The sequence below is a fragment of the Scytonema sp. NUACC21 genome, from assembly GCF_054684315.1.
The window spans coordinates 289,093-311,295 of the sequence record NZ_BAAFZH010000106.1; the positions used below are offsets into that span (position 1 = coordinate 289,093).

A 22,203-nucleotide genomic window follows, 5' to 3' on the forward strand; every position below is an offset into this window, starting at 1 on the left:
AACTTTAAAATCATAGCTAAACAAATTATTAACTGTAAGGCATAGTGAAAATGTGTGTATGCGAAACCTATGAGCCACAAGTTGAATTAGCAATCCATGTGTTTAAGGCTCAAGATCGAGCATCGATATATTATCTCAAAAACTTTCTTACCGTTTTACCCACTCCCAAATATATTGAACAAGTTTTGCTAGCAGCTATTTACCGACTGGCTGACATCGATCCGAATGCTTGTCGTTGGATATTGGGCAATCACCGTTATCTAGAACCTGAGCTTGATTTAATAGAAGTAGCTAAGAAGTTTGTACTGAAGAAACTTGAAACTCAGGGTTTGCAAGTACAGCAGGACTTTAGGTTTGATACTTGTGGTCATCTACAGCTGAATGAAAGGGCTCTAACTTGCTTGATGTCGGCAACTTCAGCATACGAGCGTCTTCTTCTAGAAGAAGTCCTACAAGTAAGGATAAAGGATGAAGGATGAAGGATGAAGGATGAAGGATCGGGAAGACATTCTTAAACTTAATCTTGAATCTTTCATAATGGGTACACAACGTTTATCCACTATGCTATCATAAGGAGAAGGTCCAGCTTGCTGGAGTCACTGCCGGAGGGTTCCCCGGTACGCGAGTGGAGTCTGCGTAAGACCGAATATCCATAAGGAAAAGGGGCAGCAGCCTGTGAAGCTCGAAGCCGACACTTACCCGCAAGGGAAGTGTTTGTAGTTCACGTTTATACAAGCTTACGCCTAAGTATTACCATAAAAACAACAACACCCAAGGCTCTACTAGATGAGTGATTTCCTCTTCTTATCCATTTTAGCTAGGGATGTCCTGAATGTATCATCCACCTACAGGTGGTAAGAGCAAACAGTTACAGTGCCCCCATCCCGCTACTTGAGGAAATATCACCGTTCGGCTTGGGTGTTGTTGTGTTTTTACGAGACAGATGTGAAGTGAACAGCGTTTTTACCTCTTTTCTAACTTGACACACTAGCTGTTTTATCTGCCAGGGAAGCTTTTTAGCTTCAATTATTAGATTAGCGCTCTTTGTCGTGGAGTTGTTTTCCTTGCAACCAAACTTTACTTTCTTAAGTAAACTTATGTAAGTGAAAATTCAGATAAAACCTTAGCAATACTATCAATAAGAACACTAGTTAAAAAGAGTTATGGCTCAGATTTTAGTAACTTTTAGTAAAGCCCAGAAGGATAAAGTGTGAAGGATAAAGGATGAAAAACTCTGTAGCGAAAACTTTTCATCCTTTATCCTTGATACTTTTTTAGGCAGGGAACCGTTAACAGGTAAGTCACCGTCATAGGCGACTACTGGGAAACGCGGAGACAATAAGACACGGCAACGTACCAGAGAGAAAATTCTGGCGTCCCGGCGTTTCCGCGCTCTCATCTCCCGTATATCATCTGTGTCAGCGTATTTCCCCTTTTCATTCGGGGGTTTCGTGGTTAACAATGGGTTGGATGTTTTTCAGATGGTTCAAAGTTATGGCAAGAACACCGAATGAATACGCAGTACACCTACTTATAGAAGGTGGGCATCGGGAGGAAGTGCGTTTTCCCACTATTCAAGAATTTCAAAAATGGTATAGTGGCGAACTTATGCCCAAAAACGCTTCTAATGACTTTATCAGCGTACCGATTAAAAATATTCAGGGTGAATATATGGTGGTGCGTCCATGTCGGATTTTAGCAATTCGTGTGGAACCTGTTTTTAGCTCTAGTGTGGAACGATTTTCGTAAATCATGAAGAAAACGCTTGCTTTAGTTTCCTTAAGTCTAGGAATTTCCCTCATAAACCCGGTATTGTCAGTTTTTGCTCAGGTTCCTGGCTTACCGCCTTTTCCAACACAAAATCAACCTGAAATGCCACCACAGTATCCCAGCCAACCTGAAGAGGGTTCGTTGCCTTTAGTGCCAATAGATCCCGCAGTTGACTGTACTTCACCATCTACGTGCCTGGGTTATGATGAACAAATTTGGGGTGGGAACGGTAAACCGGGTGATTGGAAAGCGTTGTTAACATCTATAGACAACAGCTTGCGTTACCTAGGAACTAAAGAAGCTATTGCTGCGTATCAGAAGTATCCAATCAGAGAGTTTACTCTCGATCGCGTCCGTCGAAGTTTGTTACGTTTCCGCGAACTCGTTATTAACGCTAAATCACCAGCAGATTTGCAGGCTGCTGTCAGTCGGGAGTTTATTTTTTATCAGTCTGTTGGCAATGATGGCAATGGGACTGTTAAGTTTACTGCCTATTATGAACCTGTTTATTCTGCTAGTCGAACTCGCACATCAGTATATAAGTATCCTGTTTATGCGCTACCACCTGATTTTAAGCAATGGGCAAAACCCCACCCAACACGAGTAAAGCTGGAAGGGAAAAATGGTTTGCTAGGCAATAAAAGTCGCTTGCGCGGGTTGGAATTATTTTGGTTTCGCAATCGCTTAGATGCTTACTTAATTCATATCCAAGGTTCCGCTCAATTGCAATTAACTGATGGTTCTGTCTCATCTATCGGTTACGCTGGTGCAACGGATTACCCTTGGACAAGTATAGGAGGAGAGCTGATCAAAGATGGCAAACTACCCGCCAAGGGCTTAACAATGCCAGTGATGATCAAATACTTTCAGCGAAATCCAGCGCAAATGAATATTTATCTACCTCGCTGGGAACGGTTTGTCTTCTTTAAAGAAACCAACGGTCAACCCGCTAGGGGAAGTATTCGTGTCCCAGTGACAGCAGAACGTTCTATTGCAACCGATAAATCTATCATGCCACCTGGAGCCTTAGCATTAGTCAACGCTAGGTTGCCATACCCCAACGAAGGCTCCGGGCTGACTTACCGCACTGTGAATCGCTACGTACTCGACCAAGATACAGGAAGCGCTATCAAAGGTCCGGGACGGGTGGATTATTTTATGGGAACTGGTAAACTTGCAGGCGATCGCGCTGGTGTGACAGGTGGAAATGGCGCACTATTTTACTTACTACTTAGAGAGTAAAGTGAGAAGTGAGGAACAATTCCTCACTTCTTAAGCAAAGTTCCTGATTGTCAAGTTAGTGCCGGAACTCGTCTCAAATCTCAACTGAAATTGAATATTTAAACTTACACAGATGAAATTTAGCGAAATTATACAAAGACTCGGTGACGCGGCTGCTTCCAATAGCCTGATAACCAACAAAACCCATAACCCAGAAATTACAGGGCTAGCAGCAGTTGATGAAGCAACAACTGATACTCTGAGTTACATAGAGGGAGAAAAGTTCGCCTCATTTGTGGGGAAAACAAACGCTGGTGCTTTGATTTTGCCCAAGGATGAAGCATTACAAGCACAAGCACAACAGCGGGGTATTGTTTGGATAGCAACGTCGGAACCAAGACTTTTGTTTGCTCAAGCCATTGCGCTGTTTTACCAACCCTGGCGTCCTGCTTCCGAAATTCATCCAACTGCTGTTATTCACCCCAGTGCCAAAGTTGGTCATGATGTTTACATAGGTGCTCATGTCGTAATTGAGCGGGGGGTTGAAATTGGGGATAGTGTTTGCATTCATCCTAATGTGGTGATTTATCCAGATACTAAGATAGGCGATCGCACAATCTTGCACGCCAACTGTACGATTCACGAACGAACCCGTATCGGTTCAGATTGCGTCATTCATAGTGGTGCTGTCATCGGTGCTGAAGGCTTTGGATTTGTTCCCAGCTCCAAGGGTTGGGTAAAAATGGAACAATCTGGTTGTACGGTTTTGGAAGATAGCGTTACCGTGGGTTGCAACAGTGCTATAGATCGTCCTGCGGTAGGTGAAACAAGGGTAGGTCGCAATACAATAATTGATAATTTAGTACAGGTAGGTCACGGTTGCCAAATCGGACCTGGTTGTGCTCTGGCAGGTCAATCCGGTATGGCAGGAGGTGTAAAACTTGGGACTGGTGTTATCCTAGCCGGACAATCTGGAATTGCCAATCAAGCAAAAATAGGCGATAGAGCGATTGCAACTGCACAAGCTGGAGTTCACAATGATGTTGCACCAGGAGAAATTGTCTCTGGCTCTCCTGCTGTACCTTACAAACAATACTTAAAGGTTTCAGCTATTCTGAACCGCTTACCCGAAATGTATCAAGCTTTAAGACAATTGCAACGTAAATAATGGTTGGGGGTTAGGGGATAGTAGTTAGGAGTTAGGAGTTAGAAGTTAGGAGTTAGTAGTTGGGGGTTAGTTAATTGCTTTTTCAGCACTAATCACTATCCACCAACCAATATTCCTAAGTATTAATACTTAAAACTTGGCAAATTGAGAAAAATTTGTAAAACTCATATGGGTTATGACAGTAATATCCCGTAAATAGGGAAAATAACCCAAATTTGCTTTCAAGAAAACCTTATGCCTCAAAAAAGTATCATAGCAAACTTTCAGGGGGAAATAATTGGTCACCTGGCTGTGGGCAATCGCGTTCTAGAGATTGGTTCAAGCCAAGGGGCTATAGCAAATGTAGCAACCGATGACGAAAGACCAACAACGCTTTCGCGTTCCTCCCCAGTTTTGGTACAAGAAGGTTCTGGGATTAACCTTTTGGGTTGTCAAGAATTGGTTACAGAAGCGATCGCAACCCTTGGAGTTGGGCAATCAGTGGAAATGTACGGTGCAGCAGGTTTTGGAAAAACTGTTCTGTTAAAGTGCATAGCAAATGACATTCAAGCTATGTCACTGTTCCCTGATGGTGTGATAAATCTATCACTTGCTCACCCATACGTAGATGATTTACTTCAGTCTATTTGGGAGGCATACTATCAAACTAACTTTACTTACAAACCTACCTATAAGGAAATCAAAAAACAAATTGAGAATAAACGCTCTTTGATTGTGCTGGATGATGATGAACTGATACAGGAAGAATTGCAAGAGTTAATAAATTGTGCGGGCAATTTGACTTTCCTAATAGCTTCGTCAACAAAGCGCCTAAAAACAAAGGGACGCTCCTTTGCCCTTTCTCCTCTCTCTGTCATTGATGCTATCTCTTTGGTCGAAAAGGAGTTGGGACGTTCGCTAACGAAGGAAGAAATACCAGCAGCAAAATCACTGTGTACTCTTTTAAACGGACATCCAATGCACCTACGTTTAGTAGTTGCAAACATGATAGAAGAAGGGCGATCGTTTGCCGAAACAGTCAGTCAGCTACCATCAACTGAGCCTGCTTATTACTTCATCCAACAAACATTGATATCTCTGTCACAACCACAAAAAACTATTTTAGATTTATTGTTTGTAATGGGAAACGTTGGGCTGAAGGAAGAGCAAGTTATAACCATTACACAAATTTCTAATGCTCGTCAGATTTTAGAGATGCTGCATCGGCGAAATCTAGTGCAGCTAGAGAGTTATCGGTACAAAATTAGTAAAGTAGTGGTTGACATTTTACCACCAGAAAGGAAGTTAACAAAAACGGTAGAAAATGCCATAATCTACTTTACTAATTTTGCCGAACAACACCAAAATCAATTTGATTATCTGAGAGCGGAAATCGATGCGATCGTACAAATTTTAGAAGTGACCGTTAGAAATAGCCGATGGCAAGATACATTGCGCCTGGTAAAAGCAGTAGAAGGTTCAGTAGCTTTGAGCAAGCGATGGGGTTTGTGGAAACAAGTGTTACAAAGAGGACTACAAGCATCTCAAGCCGAGCAAGATCGATCTGCAGAAGCTTGGGCGTTACATCAGTTAGGAACCCGTGCTCTTTGTTTGGCAGAACACAGCACCGCTCAAAAGTACTTAACAAAAGCAATAGAATTACGAGAATTGCTAGGTGAAAGTACCGGAGTAGCCGCAACTCGACACAATCTTAATTTGCTCAAAAATTCTTCAATCCCATCATCTCCCCAACAACCCCAACAAAATCAGCCTGAAAATTTGTCTGGTTCTACAGAAACGGCTGAACAATCGTCACTGCCACAAATAATCCCACAGCAATTAGTCACCAGGATGAACCTGGTATCGGACAAGGTTTCCCCAAGAGGTGGCGCTTCGGATCGCAATACTTTCTTCCTCTCCCAAAAAGGAGTTGTGACCACTGGCATTTTAGCTTCAGTGGGATTGCTGAGTTGGCTGAACTGGCATCGTTTTACACCTTCACCACCAACAACAACGATCGCACCAGCACAAACAACGACACCGTCATCAACTCCCCAACCTCAACCAAATACAACCAAAAATTTTTCACCAGCGATTGAACGTCTACCCTCTGTAAATCCACTGTCACCCCTTCCCGAACATAAACCAATAATTAATCCGCCACTGGTGGCACCAAAGTTTGACCAACCATCAACATTGATTAAACGGCAGAAACCACAAATCGATACCGTGCCTGCAGCAGTTCCAGAAGCTATACCTACGGTTTCAGCGCCGACAGAATCAACACCAACACCAACACCAACACCAACACCAACACCAACCGAAGAACTTACACCGACTCCCACATTTTCGCCAACACCATCGTTTGAATCTGAGCCATCAATAGAACCCACACCTACGCCCACGTTGACGCCTATACTTACTCCGGATGTGGTGCCGACGACATCAGCAGTAGAAGTTGAACCAACTCCTGCTGTCACAGTAACGCCGATTGAGGAACAAGGCAATTAATAGTGAATCAAATCCCCGACAACTTTTGCGAAGTCGGGGATTTTGCAGCTACTTGAGATTAAAATCCCAACTTCTCCAACAATGGCTTAGTTGAAACAATATGCCGTTGCAAACCCAGTTCCTTGGGGCTAATACCAACTGCTAAAGCAATTAACTGAGGCAAATGCAGCACTGGTAAATTCAGTTTCTGTCCAATGACCTTTTCCACCTCTGGCTGACGGGAGTCTAAGTTAAGGTGGCACAGAGGACAGGGGGTGACCATACAATCAGCACCGGCTTGTATAGCTTCAGTGATGTGCATCCCTGCCATTTTGAAAGATTGAGTGGTGGCATAGCTGGAAAGAGGCCAACCGCAACATTGGGTACGCCCTTTATAGTATATTGGCATAGCACCTAATGTACGAAACACGTTTTCCATCGCTTCTGGTTGGAAGGGATCGTCGTAGGGCATGGACTTTTGAGCTCGGAGAAGGTAGCAGCCGTAGAAAGCCGCACACTTTAATCCGGCTAATTTACGAGTCACACGGTTTTCGATTTCCTTTAGCCCGTAATCTTTAACCAAGGCGTAGAGGAGATGTTTAACTTCTGTAGACCCCCGATAGGGCGAACAGCCTTCTTTACAGAGCAAACCATTAACTTGGTCAACGTAGTTTGGGTCTGTCTTCTGACATTCTTTTAAGCGCTCGTCAACGTGACCAATGACACCTTGGCAAGTGCTACAATGAGTCAGTAGTGGTAAGTTTAACTCTTCTGCTAGGGCAATATTGCGAGCATTAACCGTGTCTTCTAGGAGTTGGGAATCTTCTTTAAAAGTTCCAGAACCACAGCAAGCAGCCTTTTTAAGTTCTACGAGTTCAATGCCAAGTGCTTTACTCAAAGCAACAGTAGATTGGTGAAGCTCTCGACAAGCTCCTTGAGCAACACAACCAGGGTAATAAGCGTATCTCAAAGTATAGGTTAGCATAGTATTTTGATGGTAATAGGGTATTTACTGTCGTCAAGAATCAATAACTGTTCTATCATCGCTTTTAGTGTTGGTCGTCTGGTAGTACAGATATAAAAATGCACATACTCAGAAAAATTTTGTAAGAATTGCAAAACAGAATATTTTACGAGGTGTATGCGTCCACACTTTCCGATAATATGAATATGCTCAAAATCACATCCCCTAAAAGATTGGATTATAGCAACTGGTTGAGGAAATATTATCTATGAGCCAAACGGACATTTTTGAAAAAGTCAAGAAAATCGTTGCCGAGCAATTGAGTGTTGAGGGTGATACCATCACACCACAATCTAATTTCGCCAACGATCTAGGGGCTGATTCCCTTGATACTGTTGAACTAGTCATGGCTTTGGAAGAAGAGTTTGATATCGAAATTCCTGATGAAGCTGCCGAAAAGATTACAACGGTTCAAGAGGCAGTCGATTACATCAACAACAAAGTTGCGACGTCCGCCTAAAAGGAACTAGGGGAGTAGGAAAGTACTTTTGGCTTTCCCCCCTCTCCTGTTCCCTCCCCCCTCCCCCCATTGTCTTTTGTTCTGCCTGCATCAACAGCCCTCATAACTATCGTCATGACAGATTTTATACGTAAACGCGTTGTTGTAACTGGTGTTGGCGCGATTACACCAATTGGTAATACACCAGCTGAATATTGGGAAGGATTGGTAACCGGGCGCAATGGTATTGGTGAAATTACCTTGTTTGACGCGTCTCGCCATGATTGTCGTATTGCTGGTGAGGTCAAAAATTTTGACCCCCACGATTACATGGACCGTAAGGAAGCCAAGCGGATGGATCGGTTTTCTCAATTTGGCGTTGCGGCAGCAAAACAGGCTCTTTCCGATGCCAACTTCACCATCAATGACCTGAATGCGGAACAAGTTGGTGTCATAATTGGTTCTGGGATTGGTGGTATTAAGGTGTTGGAAGATCAGCAAACAATTTACTTGAACCGAGGTCCAGACCGCTGTAGCCCTTTCATGGTGCCAATGATGATAGCCAATATGGCGGCTGGGTTGACAGCAATACACACTGGTGCTAAGGGGCCAAACTCTTGCTCTGTAACAGCCTGTGCGGCAGGCTCAAATGCCATTGGGGATGCCTTTCGTCTGATTCAGGGAGGATATGCCCAAGCAATGATTTGTGGAGGCTGCGAATCAACAATTACGCCCTTATCTATGGCAGGATTTGCAGCAGCAAGGACACTTTCAACTCGCAATGATGACCCCGCTCATGCTAGCCGTCCTTTTGATAAAGACCGCAATGGGTTTGTGATGGGTGAAGGTGCGGGTATTCTTATCCTAGAAGAACTGCAACACGCTCTGAGTCGCGGCGCTCGCATTTATGCGGAAATTGTAGGCTATGGGATGACCTGTGACGCCTACCACATCACTTCCCCCGTACCAGGTGGAGCAGGTGCGGCAAGAGCTATCCAACTAGCACTGAAAGACGCAGGACTAACCCCAGACCGAGTAAACTACATCAATGCTCATGGCACTAGTACCTCAGTCAATGACCCGACTGAAACAGCTGCAATTAAAAAAGCTTTGGGTGACCATGCTTATACAGTCGCAATTAGCTCTACAAAATCTATGACGGGTCATCTGTTGGGCGGGTCTGGTGGTATTGAAGCAGTAGCAACATCTCTTGCGATCGCCAACGGACGGATTCCACCTACAATTAACCTGGATAACCCCGATCCAGAATGTGACCTAGATTATGTTCCCCACACCAGCCGCCCTGCAATTATCGAGGTAGCACTCTCCAACTCTTTTGGTTTTGGCGGTCATAATGTGACACTAGCCTTTAAGAAATACGACTAAAGTTGGGTATTTGAGATTTGGGAGCTAAGCGCACGATAAAAGAAATCAAGAGTGGCGTGTGTAGGGTGTAGAGTTAGGTAGCTAGAGAATTTAGTCCTTTCAGCAACCGATAATTAAAGGCATCCCCCATACAATTAATTCAAAATCCATATCAAAAATCCCAAAATCTGTTGCTTGTCCGTCAACAAGCACCAATGGGATGATGAGAATACTCCTCGGGGATCTCATGCCTCTACGGTAATAAAGCGTTAGGAAAATCCATACCGCTTTTTGCCTCCCCAGTAGTGATGCTCAAAGAGTGCTAACCCGTCGTAAAGAACAATCTTATTATGGCTGTTGCAACCCAAACCCTCGAACAAGTTTGTATTAACTCGATCCGCTTTTTGGCAATTGATGCTGTCGAAAAGGCAAAGTCCGGTCACCCAGGTCTGCCAATGGGCGCTGCACCAATGGCGTTTGTTCTGTGGAACCGCTTTATGCGGTTTAACCCCAAAAATCCCAAGTGGTTTAATCGCGATCGCTTTGTTCTGTCTGCCGGTCACGGTTGTATGTTGCAGTATGCCCTACTCTACTTGACCGGTTACGACAGCGTAACAATTGATGACATCAAACAGTTCCGCCAATGGGGTTCTAAAACCCCCGGTCACCCAGAGAACTTTGAAACAGAAGGGGTGGAAGTCACCACTGGACCTCTGGGACAGGGAATTGCTAATGCAGTTGGGTTGGCAATGGCAGAAGCACACCTTGCTGGAAAATTCAACAAACCCGATGCTAAACTTGTTGACCACTACACCTACGTCATTCTTGGTGATGGTTGTAACATGGAAGGCGTTTCTGGTGAAGCCTGTTCCTTAGCGGGACACTTAGGATTGGGTAAGTTGATTGCTCTGTACGACGACAACCACATCTCCATCGACGGTTCAACTGATGTTGCTTTCACAGAAGATGTTGCTAAGCGCTTTGAAGCTTACGGTTGGCACGTGCAGCACGTTCAAGATGGTAACAACGATCTCGAAGCTATTGCCAAAGCAATTGAGGCTGCTAAAGCAGTTACCGACAAACCTTCTTTAATCAAAGTCACCACTACCATCGGTTACGGTTCACCCAACAAGGCAAACACAGCCGGCGTTCACGGTGCTGCCCTTGGTGGTGATGAAGTTAAACTCACCCGTGAAAACCTGGGTTGGGAATACGAACCTTTTGTTGTGCCAGAAGATGCCCTCAACCACTTCCGCAAAGCAGTTGAGCGCGGTGCTCAATTGGAAAGTGAATGGAACAAAATCTGGGGCGATTATAAAGCTAAGTACGCTGAAGACGCCGCTGAATTTGAGCGCTTATTGAGTGGCAAACTTCCAGAAGGCTGGGAAAAGTCGCTACCTACCTATAAAACCGAAGACAAGGCGGTAGCTACCCGTAAAACTTCTGAAATTACCCTAAATGCTCTCGCTCCAGCTCTACCAGAATTGATTGGTGGTTCTGCTGACCTCACCCACTCAAACTTGACCTACTTAAAGGTATCTGGCGATTTCCAAAAAGGTCAATACCAAAACCGTAACATTCGTTTTGGCGTGCGCGAACACGGTATGGGCGCAATTTGTAATGGTATTGCCCTACACGGTTCTGGGTTAATTCCTTATTGCGCGACTTTCCTTGTATTTGCTGACTACATGCGTGCAGCAATTCGCCTGTCAGCACTGTCACAAGCTGGAGTCATCTACGTTATGACTCACGACTCTTTGGCTTTAGGAGAAGACGGTCCTACCCACCAACCCGTTGAGACCCTTGCTTCCCTGCGGGCAATTCCCAATCTCGTAGTTTACCGTCCTGCGGATGGTAACGAAACCTCTGGCGCTTACAAGGTAGCGGTTGAAAACGCAAGTAAAAACCGCCCAACCTTACTTGCCTTCTCGCGTCAGAACTTGTCTCAATTGCCAGGAAGCAGTATTGAAAACGCGGCACAGGGTGGTTATGTTCTCTCCGATAGCGATGGAACTCCCGACATTATCCTCATTGGTACTGGTAGCGAAGTGGAACTTTGCGTCAAAGCTGCTGAGAAGCTAAGCGCTGAAGGAAAGAAAGTCCGCGTCGTTTCCCTACCTTCTTGGGAAATATTCGATGAGCAACCCAAAGAATACCGTGAGTCAGTACTGCCCAAAACTGTTACCAAGCGTCTAGCGGTGGAAGCTGCTTCTAGCTTCGGTTGGTGCCGTTACACAGGTAGTGAAGGCGCAATGATTAGTGTTGACCGTTTTGGTGTTTCAGCTCCTGGTGGCATTGCAATGGAGAAGTTTGGCTACACGGTTGATAATGTGGTAGCTAAAGCAAAAGAATTGCTGGGTTAATTAGCAACAGATTATTTTTATTCTTTTTTAAGGTGGGCATTTTGCCTGCCTTTTTTTAACAGATGCTGAGGACGCAGAGCCAGTGGTATTTTATACATTAACCTTAACTGAACCGTATTGCCATTGCCCTAACTCTCACCTGTGGACGCGGAGAGAAAATGTTGGCAGTTGACTTAGCAATTTGCTAAGATTATTTTTAGCTTTATTAATTAGGTAAAGCTTTCCTAATTTATTCAATCTAAAACTATCACCGCAAAGGAACAACCTATGAGAAGTTTTAACGTTAATAAATCTATAAAAACAAATGACAAATGCGTATTATTACAGAATCCAGACTTAAGAAGGCTTATGAAAAGCATCCTGATGCTGAATCCAGTATACGAGCCTGGAAGAAACTTGTAAAAGCACAAGACTGGAATAACTTTAACGATGTAAAAGCTACTTCTGTTTTTGCTCCTGACCAAGTTAAAAACTTCGTCATTTTTGATATTGGAGGAAATAAGTATAGGTTAATAACCTGTATCAACTATAAAATTAAAGCTATATACATTCGTGGGTTTCTAACTCACGCAGAATACGATAAAGATAAATGGAAAGAAAATGACGAATGGTTTGATAGCTAGCATTATTTAAACTTTATCGTGTAAATAAAACTAATATTGCTATTTTTCCAATATTAGTCTCAATAATTAAACCTTATTATAATGATGAAATGTTACATCAACATAAAAGCTTTACGGACTTACTTATATCTTTCCCTCCGCGCCCTATAAAATCTGAAGAAGACTTAGAAAAAACTCAAGTAGTTGTTGATAATTTGCTTGATAAAGGACAATTAACAGAGGAAGAAGAAGACTATTTGAGTTTACTGGGAATGTTAATTCATGAATATGAACAAACACAGGATTTAGTACCAGATATTTATGGAGTAGAACTTCTTAAGGTTCTAATTACAGAATTCAATTTGAAACAAAAGGACTTAGTCCCTATCTTTAAAACTGAATCAATTGTTTCTGATGTGCTTAAAGGCAAGCGTAAATTAACAGTGGAACACATTCAAAAGCTGGCACATTTTTTTAATCTTTCACCTGCTGTATTCTTCCCAGAAGACCCAACAGAACGAGATTTTGCACAAGTAGCTTAGTTGACATCTTGCACCTTGTCGATAAGGGATGTACGGCATAGCCCTACCTACGAAGTAATAACTTATTAGGGGGAGAAAGAAGAAATCTAATTCCCTCCCCTTAGTAAGGGTTAGGGAGGGGTATTTTTATATTAAGTAAGGAGAGTCAATTGCTTCCACCTTTCCAGCATCTACTAAAGCTTGATACACCATTGCTGCTACTTCTGCGCGTGTAGCATCTCGGTTGGGATTGAGATATTTGGAATTGGGAAAATTTACAATAATCCGCTTTTGTGTAGCAATGACTATCTCTCGCTTTGCTGTCTCCGGTATTTTGTCCCAATCGCTATAAACATTGTTAGATGTAACAGTATCAATGCTTAATTCCAATCCGTTTACTAAAGAGAGGATAATTTCTAGCTTTTGGATGTTGAAGTTGGGACGGAAGAAGTTTTCGGAGAAAGTTGAGAGAAACTGTCCTTCATATGCCTTCTGTATTGCCTTATAAGCCCAAAACTGCCCCGGTACATCTTGAAATTCGATCGCTTGGCGTTTAACAGGTGGGTTAAAAGCTTTGACTAGCATTGCTGCATATTGTGCTCGTGTTATCGTAGCATCGGGTTTAAAAGTGCGATAGCTTTGCTGCTGTGCAAAGCACAGATTGTGAAAACCAACGACTATTTCTAGTTTGAATAATTCCTGAATAAAAATCTCTGCCCAATGATTCTTAATATCAGTTAATTCTTTAGGGGTGGGTGTAAATATAGGAATAGGTTTGGGCTTGGGTATTAAATTTTGTTGAGATATAGGTGGGGTTGCCTGAGTTGATGCAGGCGTAGGCGTTGGTATTGGAGTCAAGTTGGTAGAGGGCTTGGGTATTTGATTGTAGACCAATTCAACATATCCCTTAATTTTTCCTGGCTCTATTTGATTCCCCACAGCCAGTAGCCTGTTAGAACTGGTATTGTGCAAATCAAACTTCCCGTTAAGACGCAGGATGTTTCCCCCGTAGTCATTTGTGGTGCCTAAATTTGGTAAGCCGTTAGAAATGACACTTAGACCATCTTCAGTATTTCTTTCACTGGTATTATTTCGCAATACTGGACGAGCATCACCTGAGATAATAATTCCAGAGCGATTTTCGTAAATTTTGTTATCTATGAGTATAGGAGAGGCGCGATCGCCAATAACAATACCACAACCCGATTTGTAACAGATATTACCTTGGATATTTCCTTTAGTATCGCGAACAATTGAAATGCAATTGGTAGGATTCTCTGCAAATACGCTATCAATAATGGTGACATTAGCATCACTAGCAGCAAAGACACCGTCGCGTTTGCAGTTGGTAAAGGTACAATTGGCTATGGTAGAAGCAGTTGACTCAATCCAAACGCCCACCCCACGGTCAGCCTGATTGATCACGGTAGCCCCTCGAAGTTCTGCACTATTAGACAGTATGAAGGTTACATTTTGCTTTGCTAGAGTGGGGCTTCGGTATTCGCCGCTCCCTTCAATAAAAATACTGCTACCTTTGTTACTTTCATTACCTATGACTGTTATAGCAAATGGAACGGTTATAGGAAAGACTTCACCGCTAACAGCACTGTAATTACCGTCTGCAAGTTGAACCTGGCTGCCCGAAGGGGCTTGTTTGAGAGCTTGCGTAATTGTTTTCAACGGTTCTTTTTGGCTACCGACAGCGCGATCGCTGCCTGCCATTGGATTCACATACACAGTCTCACTCATGTTTATGCAATCTAATCCGCACTGCGGCAATATTATCGCAAAGACTTCACGTAAATAAGTTGCTGTAAATAAACATAATTTGGCGTTAGGGCTGGTAGTGGTTAGTAGTTAGTAGTTAGTAGGCTTGAAAGTATCTCAACATTTATTTACATAGCTAAGTTTATTTGCGCTTAACTACTTCATTGCTACTGACAGGATGGGAACGTTCCCAACGTTTAGCTGATAAGTTACGAGAATTGGGAGTTAATCCGGATGAGGTGGTCTAATTAGTTACATTAATGAAATGCTAAGGTCAGAAATATAGGAGATTTTTGTAGGTGGGGCTATGGCAAGATGATGTAGTCATTCTCATACCAAAAGTAGAGCTTTTCATTCCTTATTCTTGACATTTTCACCTTGGGAATATGATAAGTTGCGTGGAGGAAGCTTGATTAATGACGACCCAGTTTTAAATACACTTACTGATGATTGCAATTGCTTTGTCACATCTACAGTTTGTTCCAAAGATAAAGAGACGATACGTGATGAGTCAGCATTGCGTTCTGAGGCTTTGGCAATTTCCTTCATAAAAAGAGCAACAGCTTGAGAAGTTTGAGCTTGAGACACTGTTGTTTGAGAAATTGATTGCAGTAATTCGTCAATTTGGTAAGAAACCTCTAAAATCCTTTCTAGGCTTTGTTTGGTATCCTTAACAAGTTGAACGCCGTCAGCAACTTGGGTTGTTCCCAGTTCGATTGCCTGAACAACTTCATAAGTTTCTGCTTGAATGTTTTGAGCGATAGTTTCAATTTCTTGGGTTGCTTGAGCTGACTGTGCTGCCAATCTACAAATTTCTTGAGCCACAACAACAAAACCCTGACTTTCTTCACCAGCACGAGAGGCTTCAATACTGGCATTGATAGACAGTAAGTTAGTTTGCATAGCAATTTGCTCAATCAATGTCACTGCTTTGGAAATTTGTTGGGATGATTCGCCAAAATTCCTGACTTTTTCTGCTGTTTCTGTCACGGCTTGCCGTAAATCTAAGATACTAGAAACTGTAAGTTCCATTGCTTGACCTGCAGCTAAGGCAGTATCTGACGCTGCACGAGCGACATGTGCAGCTTGGTTAGCAGTATCTGCTACCGATTGAATCGATTGGTTCATGCTATCAACATCTTCCAAAGTCCGAGTAATTTCTTCGGCTCGTTGGTGTGCTTCATCAGCTAAGTGACGAATTGCTACAGCATTTTCTCCTACAAAGAAATTTACCTGTTGAACGGCTTTTTTAACTTGAATAACTAGTTGCCCCAAGCTTTCGATAATGGTATTGAAAAAGTCAGCCATAATTCCGATTTCACCCTCGGTAATATTAGCTCGAACCGTGAGGTCACCTTTGGCAACTTCTTCAACATCACTAATAAGTTCTAACAAATTATGCTGGAGGATTTCTTTACTCAGCCTTAATTCTTCTTCCGCCCACTTGTTTTGAGTAATGTCAGCCTGTACCCCAATAAAATTTATGATTTGTCCAGAAGCATCTCGCACGGGAGATATAGTGACTTGATTCCAAAAAGGAGTACCGTCCTTGTGGTAATTCTTAATAGTTACCTGACATTCATAGCCCTCTTTTACTGCTTGGCTTAATTGCTTAACAGTAGCAGGGTCAGTTTCCGGTCCTTGGAGAAAGCGACAGTTGCGACCGATGACCTCTTTTTGTGAGTAGCCAGTCATCGCTTCAAAAGCGGGATTGCAAAAGATGATAGGATTGTTAGGCTGACGTGGATCGGTAATTACGATCGCATTGCTAGCAGCAGCGATGGCGCGATCGCGCAGCCGCAGAACTTCCTGTGCTTTCTGCAATTCATGTAAAAGATTTGCTTGTTCTAAGGCGATACCAACTTGAATTGCCAATTGTTGAAATAACTCGATTTCCCACTTTTGCCAATTCCGAAACCCAGAACATTGGTGACCGCATAATAAACCGAGGAGTTGATTGTTGATGAGAATTGGTGCGACGATATTTGACTTAATCTCAAAGCCTTCAAGAATCTCTTGGTGACAACCAGCAAAACCTGCTTCGTAAATGTTATCAGTTGCCCGGACTCGACCATGTTTGTACATCTCTATATAATCTTTACGAAATGGGTCATTCACTGTTTGCCCAAAGGTTTTGACCCAACCAGGTGCTATTGCTTCAGCAACGATGGTGCCAGTCCAGTCCGGATTGAAGCGGTAGATGACAGCACGATCTACCATCAGTGCTTGTTGCACTTCATAAACCGTGGTTCTCAGCACATCGTCAATGTTCAGAGACTGACGAATGCGGAGAGCAATTTCCGTAAATAGACGGGAACGTAAAGCTTCAGCTTCTTGCTGTTGAAGGAGCATCGCTCGTTGAGTGAGTAGTCTTTGGTCTACAAAAGAAGCCAACAGCGTAAAACTAAGGATGACAAGCGCACCAATACCGATGCCAACAGCCAGCCAGGTAAAAGTAGTTTCCATTCCTCCATTTGCAACTAAACTCTTGGCTTTGGTTGGTGCAAAAGAAGCAGATGCCATACCCGTGTAGTGCATTCCAGAGATTGCAGTTGCCATGAGAAGGGCACTGAGAATTTTGGATAACCTATTGTTTTTAGTGGATTGTGTTCCTAATTCAGAGGAAATCCATAATGCTGCCATAGACGCGCTTATTGCGATCGCCACAGAAAGTAAAAACAGCAATGGGTTATAGTGAGTGGTTGCATCCATTCGCATTGCTGCCATCCCAATGTAGTGCATGGAAGCTATACCAACGCCCATCAAGACACTACCAATCAACAATTGCCGCTTACTTAAGCTTTGACGACTTGTAAGAAAAAGCGCTCCCCCACAGGCAACAATGGCAGGCACTATAGAAAACAGAACAGTCAACACGTCATAGACCATTGGTATCGGCAAACTGAAAGCTAGCATGCCAACAAAGTGCATCGACCAGATACCAATTCCCATAACAGTAGCGCCGCCAATTATCCAAGCGAGTCTAACCTTTGCTTTAGTTGTTTTCACTCGTCCAGCTAAATCCAAAGCAGTATAAGATGCTAAAACTGCTATGACAATTGAAAGCAATACAAGACGTAAGTCATGAGTGCGACTCAGCATCACATTTGCCAGAAGCATCTGATTAACCTCAAAACTAATTGTTGACTGCTGACAGTTGAGTGCTGAGCGTGATTGCTGTCAAATGCAACAGTCAACTGTCAGCTATAGACAGCTGACAAAGAAAGTAACCCTGGTAGATGCTCCGACACCTATGCTGGTGATGATTGTAGGTGGTGAATGTCTTAATTTCAGCCATTCGGACAGTTAACCATTTATTATAGTATAAAATCTTACTTTTGTCATCTTTCCTAGAGCACTGATTTATTAAAGCAAGACTGTAAAGTTTTTGATCCAGGGCTTACGTAAATCTCTGGACAGCAAAAAAAGGGTTTTTTCTAAAAACCCAATTTTCAACCAACGTGTTTTAAACTATAGTTGATTGTTTAACTTCTGAATGACAATCTCAATACGACGGTTCTTTTGCCTTCCAGTGGGGTTATTAAAACAATCAAATTTCATGTTTGACACAATTGGCTGAGTTGCACCGTAGCCTTCCTTAGTAATCGCGGATACATTTAAACGGACTTTTTCACTGAGCCACTGTTGTACGGCGGTAGCCCTCTCCTCTGATAATTGCAAATTCTCTTTTTGAGTGCGTCTAGAATCCGCATGCCCTAAAATTTGCAGCCAAGAACCTGGATATCGATTGTTTATGGCTTGGCTGACTTGGTTCAAAACCTGCTTTGCTTTTTCGTGAATTTGATGCTTGCCACACTCAAACAATAGATTAGTTGGGATTGTAATGATGGTTAAATGTTGATTTTCCTGCACTTGAATTTGTGGCAGCGTAATTTCTGAAATCTTTATCTCTGGATAAATATCACGAGGAAATCTGACAACAGGAACCTGAGGCTGGGAAAATTGTATTGATAACACCTGCGACTCTTGAGATTTTGTCAACCTCTCTTCAGGCTTTGTAGTAGTACGGTGTATAAAATTTCCAGCAACAAAGGCTATGGCGATGGGCACCAAGCAACTCATCAATCGAGGTGAGTACATTGACTAAGCGGATAGAATGAACCCTTCATTATTTTTATAGTTGATATTAAGATTAAAAGATAAAATATGCTTCTGTCAAAAGCTATATTTGACCAATTGCGATCGCTTATACTAATTTTTTTTTCATTTTTTCTTGACGTCAAGAAACAGGGAACAGAGAACAGGGAGGAAAACCACTAACTACCAACCACTAACCACTAACACTTTTCCTAAAATAATTCTCAATCTTTTCTCAACTTTGTCCCACAAATCTTGCAAAATTTAGCATCCAGATCGTGAAAAGGTAACCCACAACCAGAACAAGCCGTTTCTACCAGATTGGCAGTTTTGAATAGACGCTTGATGAGATCGCCCACTTGCCAGGGAATGAGTGCAACACCAGTTAAAATCATCAATACTGTCAGCAAGCGTCCTAGTTCAGAAACTGGCGTTACATCACCAAAACCAACAGTTGTCATTGTGACAACAGAAAAATAAAAAGCATCCAAAAAAGTAACAAAAACTTTTGGATTCACGGGATGCTCTACTTGATAAATTAATCCAGAATATACAAAAATAATGGCAAATAGAGTAAATAAGATACGTATAAAAATAACTCCGTCTTCGGTATCAATTCCCCATAAAAATTTCTTATCTATAAATCTAATTAATCTTAAAATGCGAAACCACCTCAGCAGGCGGATAAAGCGAATATCGACTGTTCCTATAAAAAATGGCAAGATAGCCATTAAGTCAATAATTGCATAGGGACTAAAAATATACTGAATCTTATTTTCCGCACTCCAAAGACGGAGTAGGTATTCTAGTGCAAAAACTAACAAGATTATTGTATCTATTGCATCTAGCTTTATTCGGATAAACTCAGGAAGATTATATGTTTCCGCTACAAAAATTCCTGAAGATAGTAGCACCAGTCCGGCAATAGTTAGATTAACAGCTTTCCCAATTGGTGTGTCCAAGTCTTTTAAGTAAAATGCTGTCTTTTCTCTAGTCATTAACATAATTTACAGCGATCGCATTTCAAAAATGATGAAATATGATATATTCTTGAGGCTTTTGATTTCCAATTCTAGTGTAAATTATGAACCAAGAAGATTTTATGCGTTTGGCGCTGGATGAAGCTAAAAAAGGCGATGCATCTTATGGCGCTATCATTGTGAAAGACGGTGAAGTGGTTGCTGTGGCTCATAATACTGTAAGGCAAGATTGCGATCCATCTGCCCATGCAGAAATCAATGCTATACGACAATTAACTGCTAAACTCAAAAATCCTTCTTTAGAAGGTTATACCATATATACAACTGGGGAACCTTGTCCAATGTGTGCAACCGCTTGTGTTTGGGCAGGTGTCTCAGAAATTATCTGTAGTGTTTCTATTGAAGATTTAATTTCATTGAATCAATCTCAGATTAACATATCTTGTGAAGAAGTCATTGGTAAGAGTTTTAGAGAAATTAAGGTAACAAAAGGTATTTTAAGGGATGAGTGTATGAGATTATTTAGTTAGTTATTGGTTGAGATAGGGTAAAAAAGAATTGGCAAAGATTGCCGCTTGGGTGCGATCTCGTAAATTTAATCTGTTCAAAATATTGGTTACGTGATTTTTAACAGTTCCTTCCGAGATATAAAGTTCTTGAGCGATCTCTCGGTTACTAGCACCAGTGGCAATTAATCGCAAAACCTCCTTTTCTCTAGGAGTGAGTTCAGCCAAGCTTGATGGAGGTGGTTGAGTAGGGGCTGCAGTTGGAAATTGAGTGAGAAGTTTTCTGACTATTCCCGGTCCTAGTTGAGTATAACCTTTGTGAACAGCACGAATTGCAAAAGCCAGTTCTTCAGAGGGTGTATCTTTCAGTAAATAACCAGTTGCGCCACTGTGCAATGCTGCTTTCACGTATTCATCATCATCAAATGTTGTCAGCACTAAAACTTTAATGTCGGGAAAGCACTTTTGAATTTCTTGTGTAGCTGCCACTCCATCCATAATAGGCATTCTAATATCCATTAATACCACATCTGGTTGTAAATGCTCGATGAAGTGAATTGCCATTTCACCATTTTCTGCCTCTCCCACAATTTCTAAATCGGCTTCTAGTTCCAATAATGCTCTTAACCCTTGACGAATTAGGTTCTGATCGTCTACCAAAAAAACTTTAATCATAGGAATCATTCGTTTTTGGATAAGTGAGTGAAGAAAGGGAAAAGGGAATAGTCACTGTAACTGTGCAGCCAGAACCAGGGGCAGCTTGAATATGGAAATGACCTCCTAATGCCAAAGTGCGATCGCGCATACTTTTGAGTCCAAATCCAGTGGTGTTTTGCGTCACATCAAACCCCACACCATTGTCTTGAATACTTAGCTGTAGACCAGTTGTGCTTGTCATTAGTTCCAATTTTACTTTTGTTGCTTGTGCATGTTTGCAAATATTTGTCAATGACTCTTGAATAATGCGGTAGACAGAGGTACTCATTTCCGTAGGGACAGGATAAGCCAGATGAATTTGACAAATTGGTGTGATACCAGTGGAACGCTGAACATTGTCTGCGAGTCCTGAGATTGCCTGTTCTAAAGATTGTCCTTGCAGAGGGTGAGAACGCATGGTAGAAACTGAGTGACGCACATCTTGTAGAGCTCTACTGCCTAACTCCTTTGCCCTTGCCAAAAAAGCCTGTGCCTTTTCTGGGTTGGATTGCCAAAGCTTTAAAGCAGTTTCTAATTGCAAATTCAATGCTGTTAGAGAATGACCCAAAGAATCGTGTATTTCACGGGCGATGCGATTGCGTTCTTCCAGTGTTGCTTGATTCTCAATTTGCAGAGCATATTGACGGAGTTTTTCATTAGCGATCGCTAATTTTTCTCGACTCTGCCTTTCAGATAATATAACATTCATCAATAGCAGAACAAATACTAAAGCTAATCCGAATACCAGCACAAAACTTAAAGTAAAAAACCAGAACCGCTCTTGTCCTAAAGGTGAAAAAGGGATGCGATTAAACCGACGTTTAAATGTCAGTAAAAATAGAATAAATGATAAACATGTTACTAACAAACGACCGGGCAACTGAAAAATTAAGCAACTGCGAGTCACTAAAATTATGTAAGGAAAGGGAAAAAGACGAGCTGTTCTCCCTCCAAAAAAACCAATAATTAAAATCAATAATATTTCTACACAAGTGTAAAATATTTTCGTTATATTATTACCAGTAGGTAAACGTAAGCCCATTAAGCCAAAAACAATCAAACTAGAAATAGTCAGTTCTGGAACTCTAACATGACGATATGATGGAAATGGTATAACTGCTGCTAAAATTGCGAATCCCAGCAAGATCCATTCCAAATAAAGCAAAAATCGAAATGGGTGATTTTTGAATTGAATGGGGCGTCTCATATTATTT

The 22,203-nt window shown here is 42.1% G+C and carries 18 protein-coding genes; 11 read left to right on the forward strand and 7 right to left on the reverse strand.

Translation table 11 applies throughout. The features are described 5' to 3' along the window. Window positions 1–50 precede the first annotated feature (50 nt). From ACYRY3_RS39030 to ACYRY3_RS39050, 5 genes are all read left to right on the forward strand, one after another. Window positions 51–479, forward strand: coding sequence for a hypothetical protein (locus ACYRY3_RS39030; protein WP_460207129.1), 429 nt, complete (start codon window positions 51–53; stop codon window positions 477–479). Window positions 480–1,494: 1,015 nt separating this feature from the next. Beyond that, on the forward strand, window positions 1,495–1,749 hold the full coding sequence (locus ACYRY3_RS39035; protein ID WP_460207131.1) for a hypothetical protein: 255 nt from the start codon (window positions 1,495–1,497) through the stop codon (window positions 1,747–1,749). 3 nt (window positions 1,750–1,752) lie between these two features. Next, the gene (gene mltA / locus ACYRY3_RS39040) at window positions 1,753–3,012 is read left to right on the forward strand and encodes a murein transglycosylase A (protein WP_460207133.1); all 1,260 of its coding nucleotides are present in this window, start codon (window positions 1,753–1,755) and stop codon (window positions 3,010–3,012) included. Window positions 3,013–3,124: 112 nt separating this feature from the next. Beyond that, a complete protein-coding gene (gene lpxD / locus ACYRY3_RS39045) occupies window positions 3,125–4,159 on the forward strand; it encodes a UDP-3-O-(3-hydroxymyristoyl)glucosamine N-acyltransferase (protein WP_460207135.1) in 1,035 nt (344 codons plus the stop codon). 234 nt (window positions 4,160–4,393) lie between these two features. Beyond that, on the forward strand, window positions 4,394–6,649 hold the full coding sequence (locus ACYRY3_RS39050) for an NB-ARC domain-containing protein (protein WP_460207137.1): 2,256 nt from the start codon (window positions 4,394–4,396) through the stop codon (window positions 6,647–6,649). Between the two features lie 58 nt (window positions 6,650–6,707). On the opposite strand, the gene ACYRY3_RS39055 is transcribed toward ACYRY3_RS39050, so the two are convergent. Beyond that, window positions 6,708–7,613, reverse strand: coding sequence for a CoB--CoM heterodisulfide reductase iron-sulfur subunit B family protein (locus ACYRY3_RS39055; RefSeq protein WP_460207139.1), 906 nt, complete (start codon window positions 7,611–7,613; stop codon window positions 6,708–6,710). A gap of 247 nt (window positions 7,614–7,860) precedes the next feature. Here ACYRY3_RS39055 and acpP point away from each other — a divergent pair, with 247 nt between their 5' ends. The 5 genes from acpP to ACYRY3_RS39080 all read left to right on the forward strand — a co-directional run bounded on the left by acpP (window position 7,861) and on the right by ACYRY3_RS39080 (window position 12,963). After that, a complete protein-coding gene (acpP, locus tag ACYRY3_RS39060) occupies window positions 7,861–8,112 on the forward strand; it encodes an acyl carrier protein (RefSeq protein WP_460207141.1) in 252 nt (83 codons plus the stop codon). 114 nt (window positions 8,113–8,226) lie between these two features. Then, window positions 8,227–9,477 (forward strand): beta-ketoacyl-ACP synthase II, encoded by a 1,251-nt coding sequence (gene fabF / locus ACYRY3_RS39065; protein ID WP_460207143.1) that lies wholly within the window; start codon window positions 8,227–8,229, stop codon window positions 9,475–9,477. 329 nt (window positions 9,478–9,806) lie between these two features. After that, the gene (tkt, locus tag ACYRY3_RS39070; protein WP_460207144.1) at window positions 9,807–11,819 is read left to right on the forward strand and encodes a transketolase; all 2,013 of its coding nucleotides are present in this window, start codon (window positions 9,807–9,809) and stop codon (window positions 11,817–11,819) included. 311 nt (window positions 11,820–12,130) lie between these two features. Beyond that, the gene (locus ACYRY3_RS39075; protein ID WP_460207145.1) at window positions 12,131–12,442 is read left to right on the forward strand and encodes a type II toxin-antitoxin system HigB family toxin; all 312 of its coding nucleotides are present in this window, start codon (window positions 12,131–12,133) and stop codon (window positions 12,440–12,442) included. An 89-nt stretch (window positions 12,443–12,531) separates the two neighbouring features. After that, a complete protein-coding gene (locus tag ACYRY3_RS39080) occupies window positions 12,532–12,963 on the forward strand; it encodes a helix-turn-helix domain-containing protein (RefSeq protein WP_460207147.1) in 432 nt (143 codons plus the stop codon). A gap of 126 nt (window positions 12,964–13,089) precedes the next feature. On the opposite strand, the gene ACYRY3_RS39085 is transcribed toward ACYRY3_RS39080, so the two are convergent. From ACYRY3_RS39085 to ACYRY3_RS39100, 4 genes are all read right to left on the reverse strand, one after another. Continuing rightward, on the reverse strand, window positions 13,090–14,691 hold the full coding sequence (locus ACYRY3_RS39085) for a DUF1565 domain-containing protein (RefSeq protein WP_460207149.1): 1,602 nt from the start codon (window positions 14,689–14,691) through the stop codon (window positions 13,090–13,092). Between the two features lie 369 nt (window positions 14,692–15,060). After that, window positions 15,061–17,829 (reverse strand): MHYT domain-containing protein, encoded by a 2,769-nt coding sequence (locus ACYRY3_RS39090; RefSeq protein WP_460207150.1) that lies wholly within the window; start codon window positions 17,827–17,829, stop codon window positions 15,061–15,063. A 351-nt stretch (window positions 17,830–18,180) separates the two neighbouring features. Further along, window positions 18,181–18,810 (reverse strand): OmpA family protein, encoded by a 630-nt coding sequence (locus tag ACYRY3_RS39095; protein WP_460207152.1) that lies wholly within the window; start codon window positions 18,808–18,810, stop codon window positions 18,181–18,183. A gap of 221 nt (window positions 18,811–19,031) precedes the next feature. Continuing rightward, on the reverse strand, window positions 19,032–19,811 hold the full coding sequence (locus ACYRY3_RS39100; protein ID WP_460207154.1) for an ion transporter: 780 nt from the start codon (window positions 19,809–19,811) through the stop codon (window positions 19,032–19,034). Between the two features lie 80 nt (window positions 19,812–19,891). Here ACYRY3_RS39100 and ACYRY3_RS39105 point away from each other — a divergent pair, with 80 nt between their 5' ends. Then, window positions 19,892–20,317 carry a nucleoside deaminase gene (locus ACYRY3_RS39105; protein WP_460207156.1) on the forward strand — a complete coding sequence of 142 codons (426 nt, stop codon included), beginning with the start codon at window positions 19,892–19,894 and terminating at the stop codon, window positions 20,315–20,317. Here the strand turns inward: ACYRY3_RS39105 and ACYRY3_RS39110 are convergent, their stop codons facing one another. Together ACYRY3_RS39110 and ACYRY3_RS39115 are read right to left on the reverse strand one after the other, a co-directional pair. Continuing rightward, window positions 20,318–20,968 carry a response regulator gene (locus tag ACYRY3_RS39110; protein ID WP_460207158.1) on the reverse strand — a complete coding sequence of 217 codons (651 nt, stop codon included), beginning with the start codon at window positions 20,966–20,968 and terminating at the stop codon, window positions 20,318–20,320. Beyond that, window positions 20,961–22,196, reverse strand: coding sequence for a sensor histidine kinase (locus ACYRY3_RS39115; RefSeq protein ID WP_460207160.1), 1,236 nt, complete (start codon window positions 22,194–22,196; stop codon window positions 20,961–20,963). The genes ACYRY3_RS39110 and ACYRY3_RS39115 overlap by 8 nt, the downstream gene beginning before the upstream one ends. Window positions 22,197–22,203 lie beyond the last annotated feature (7 nt).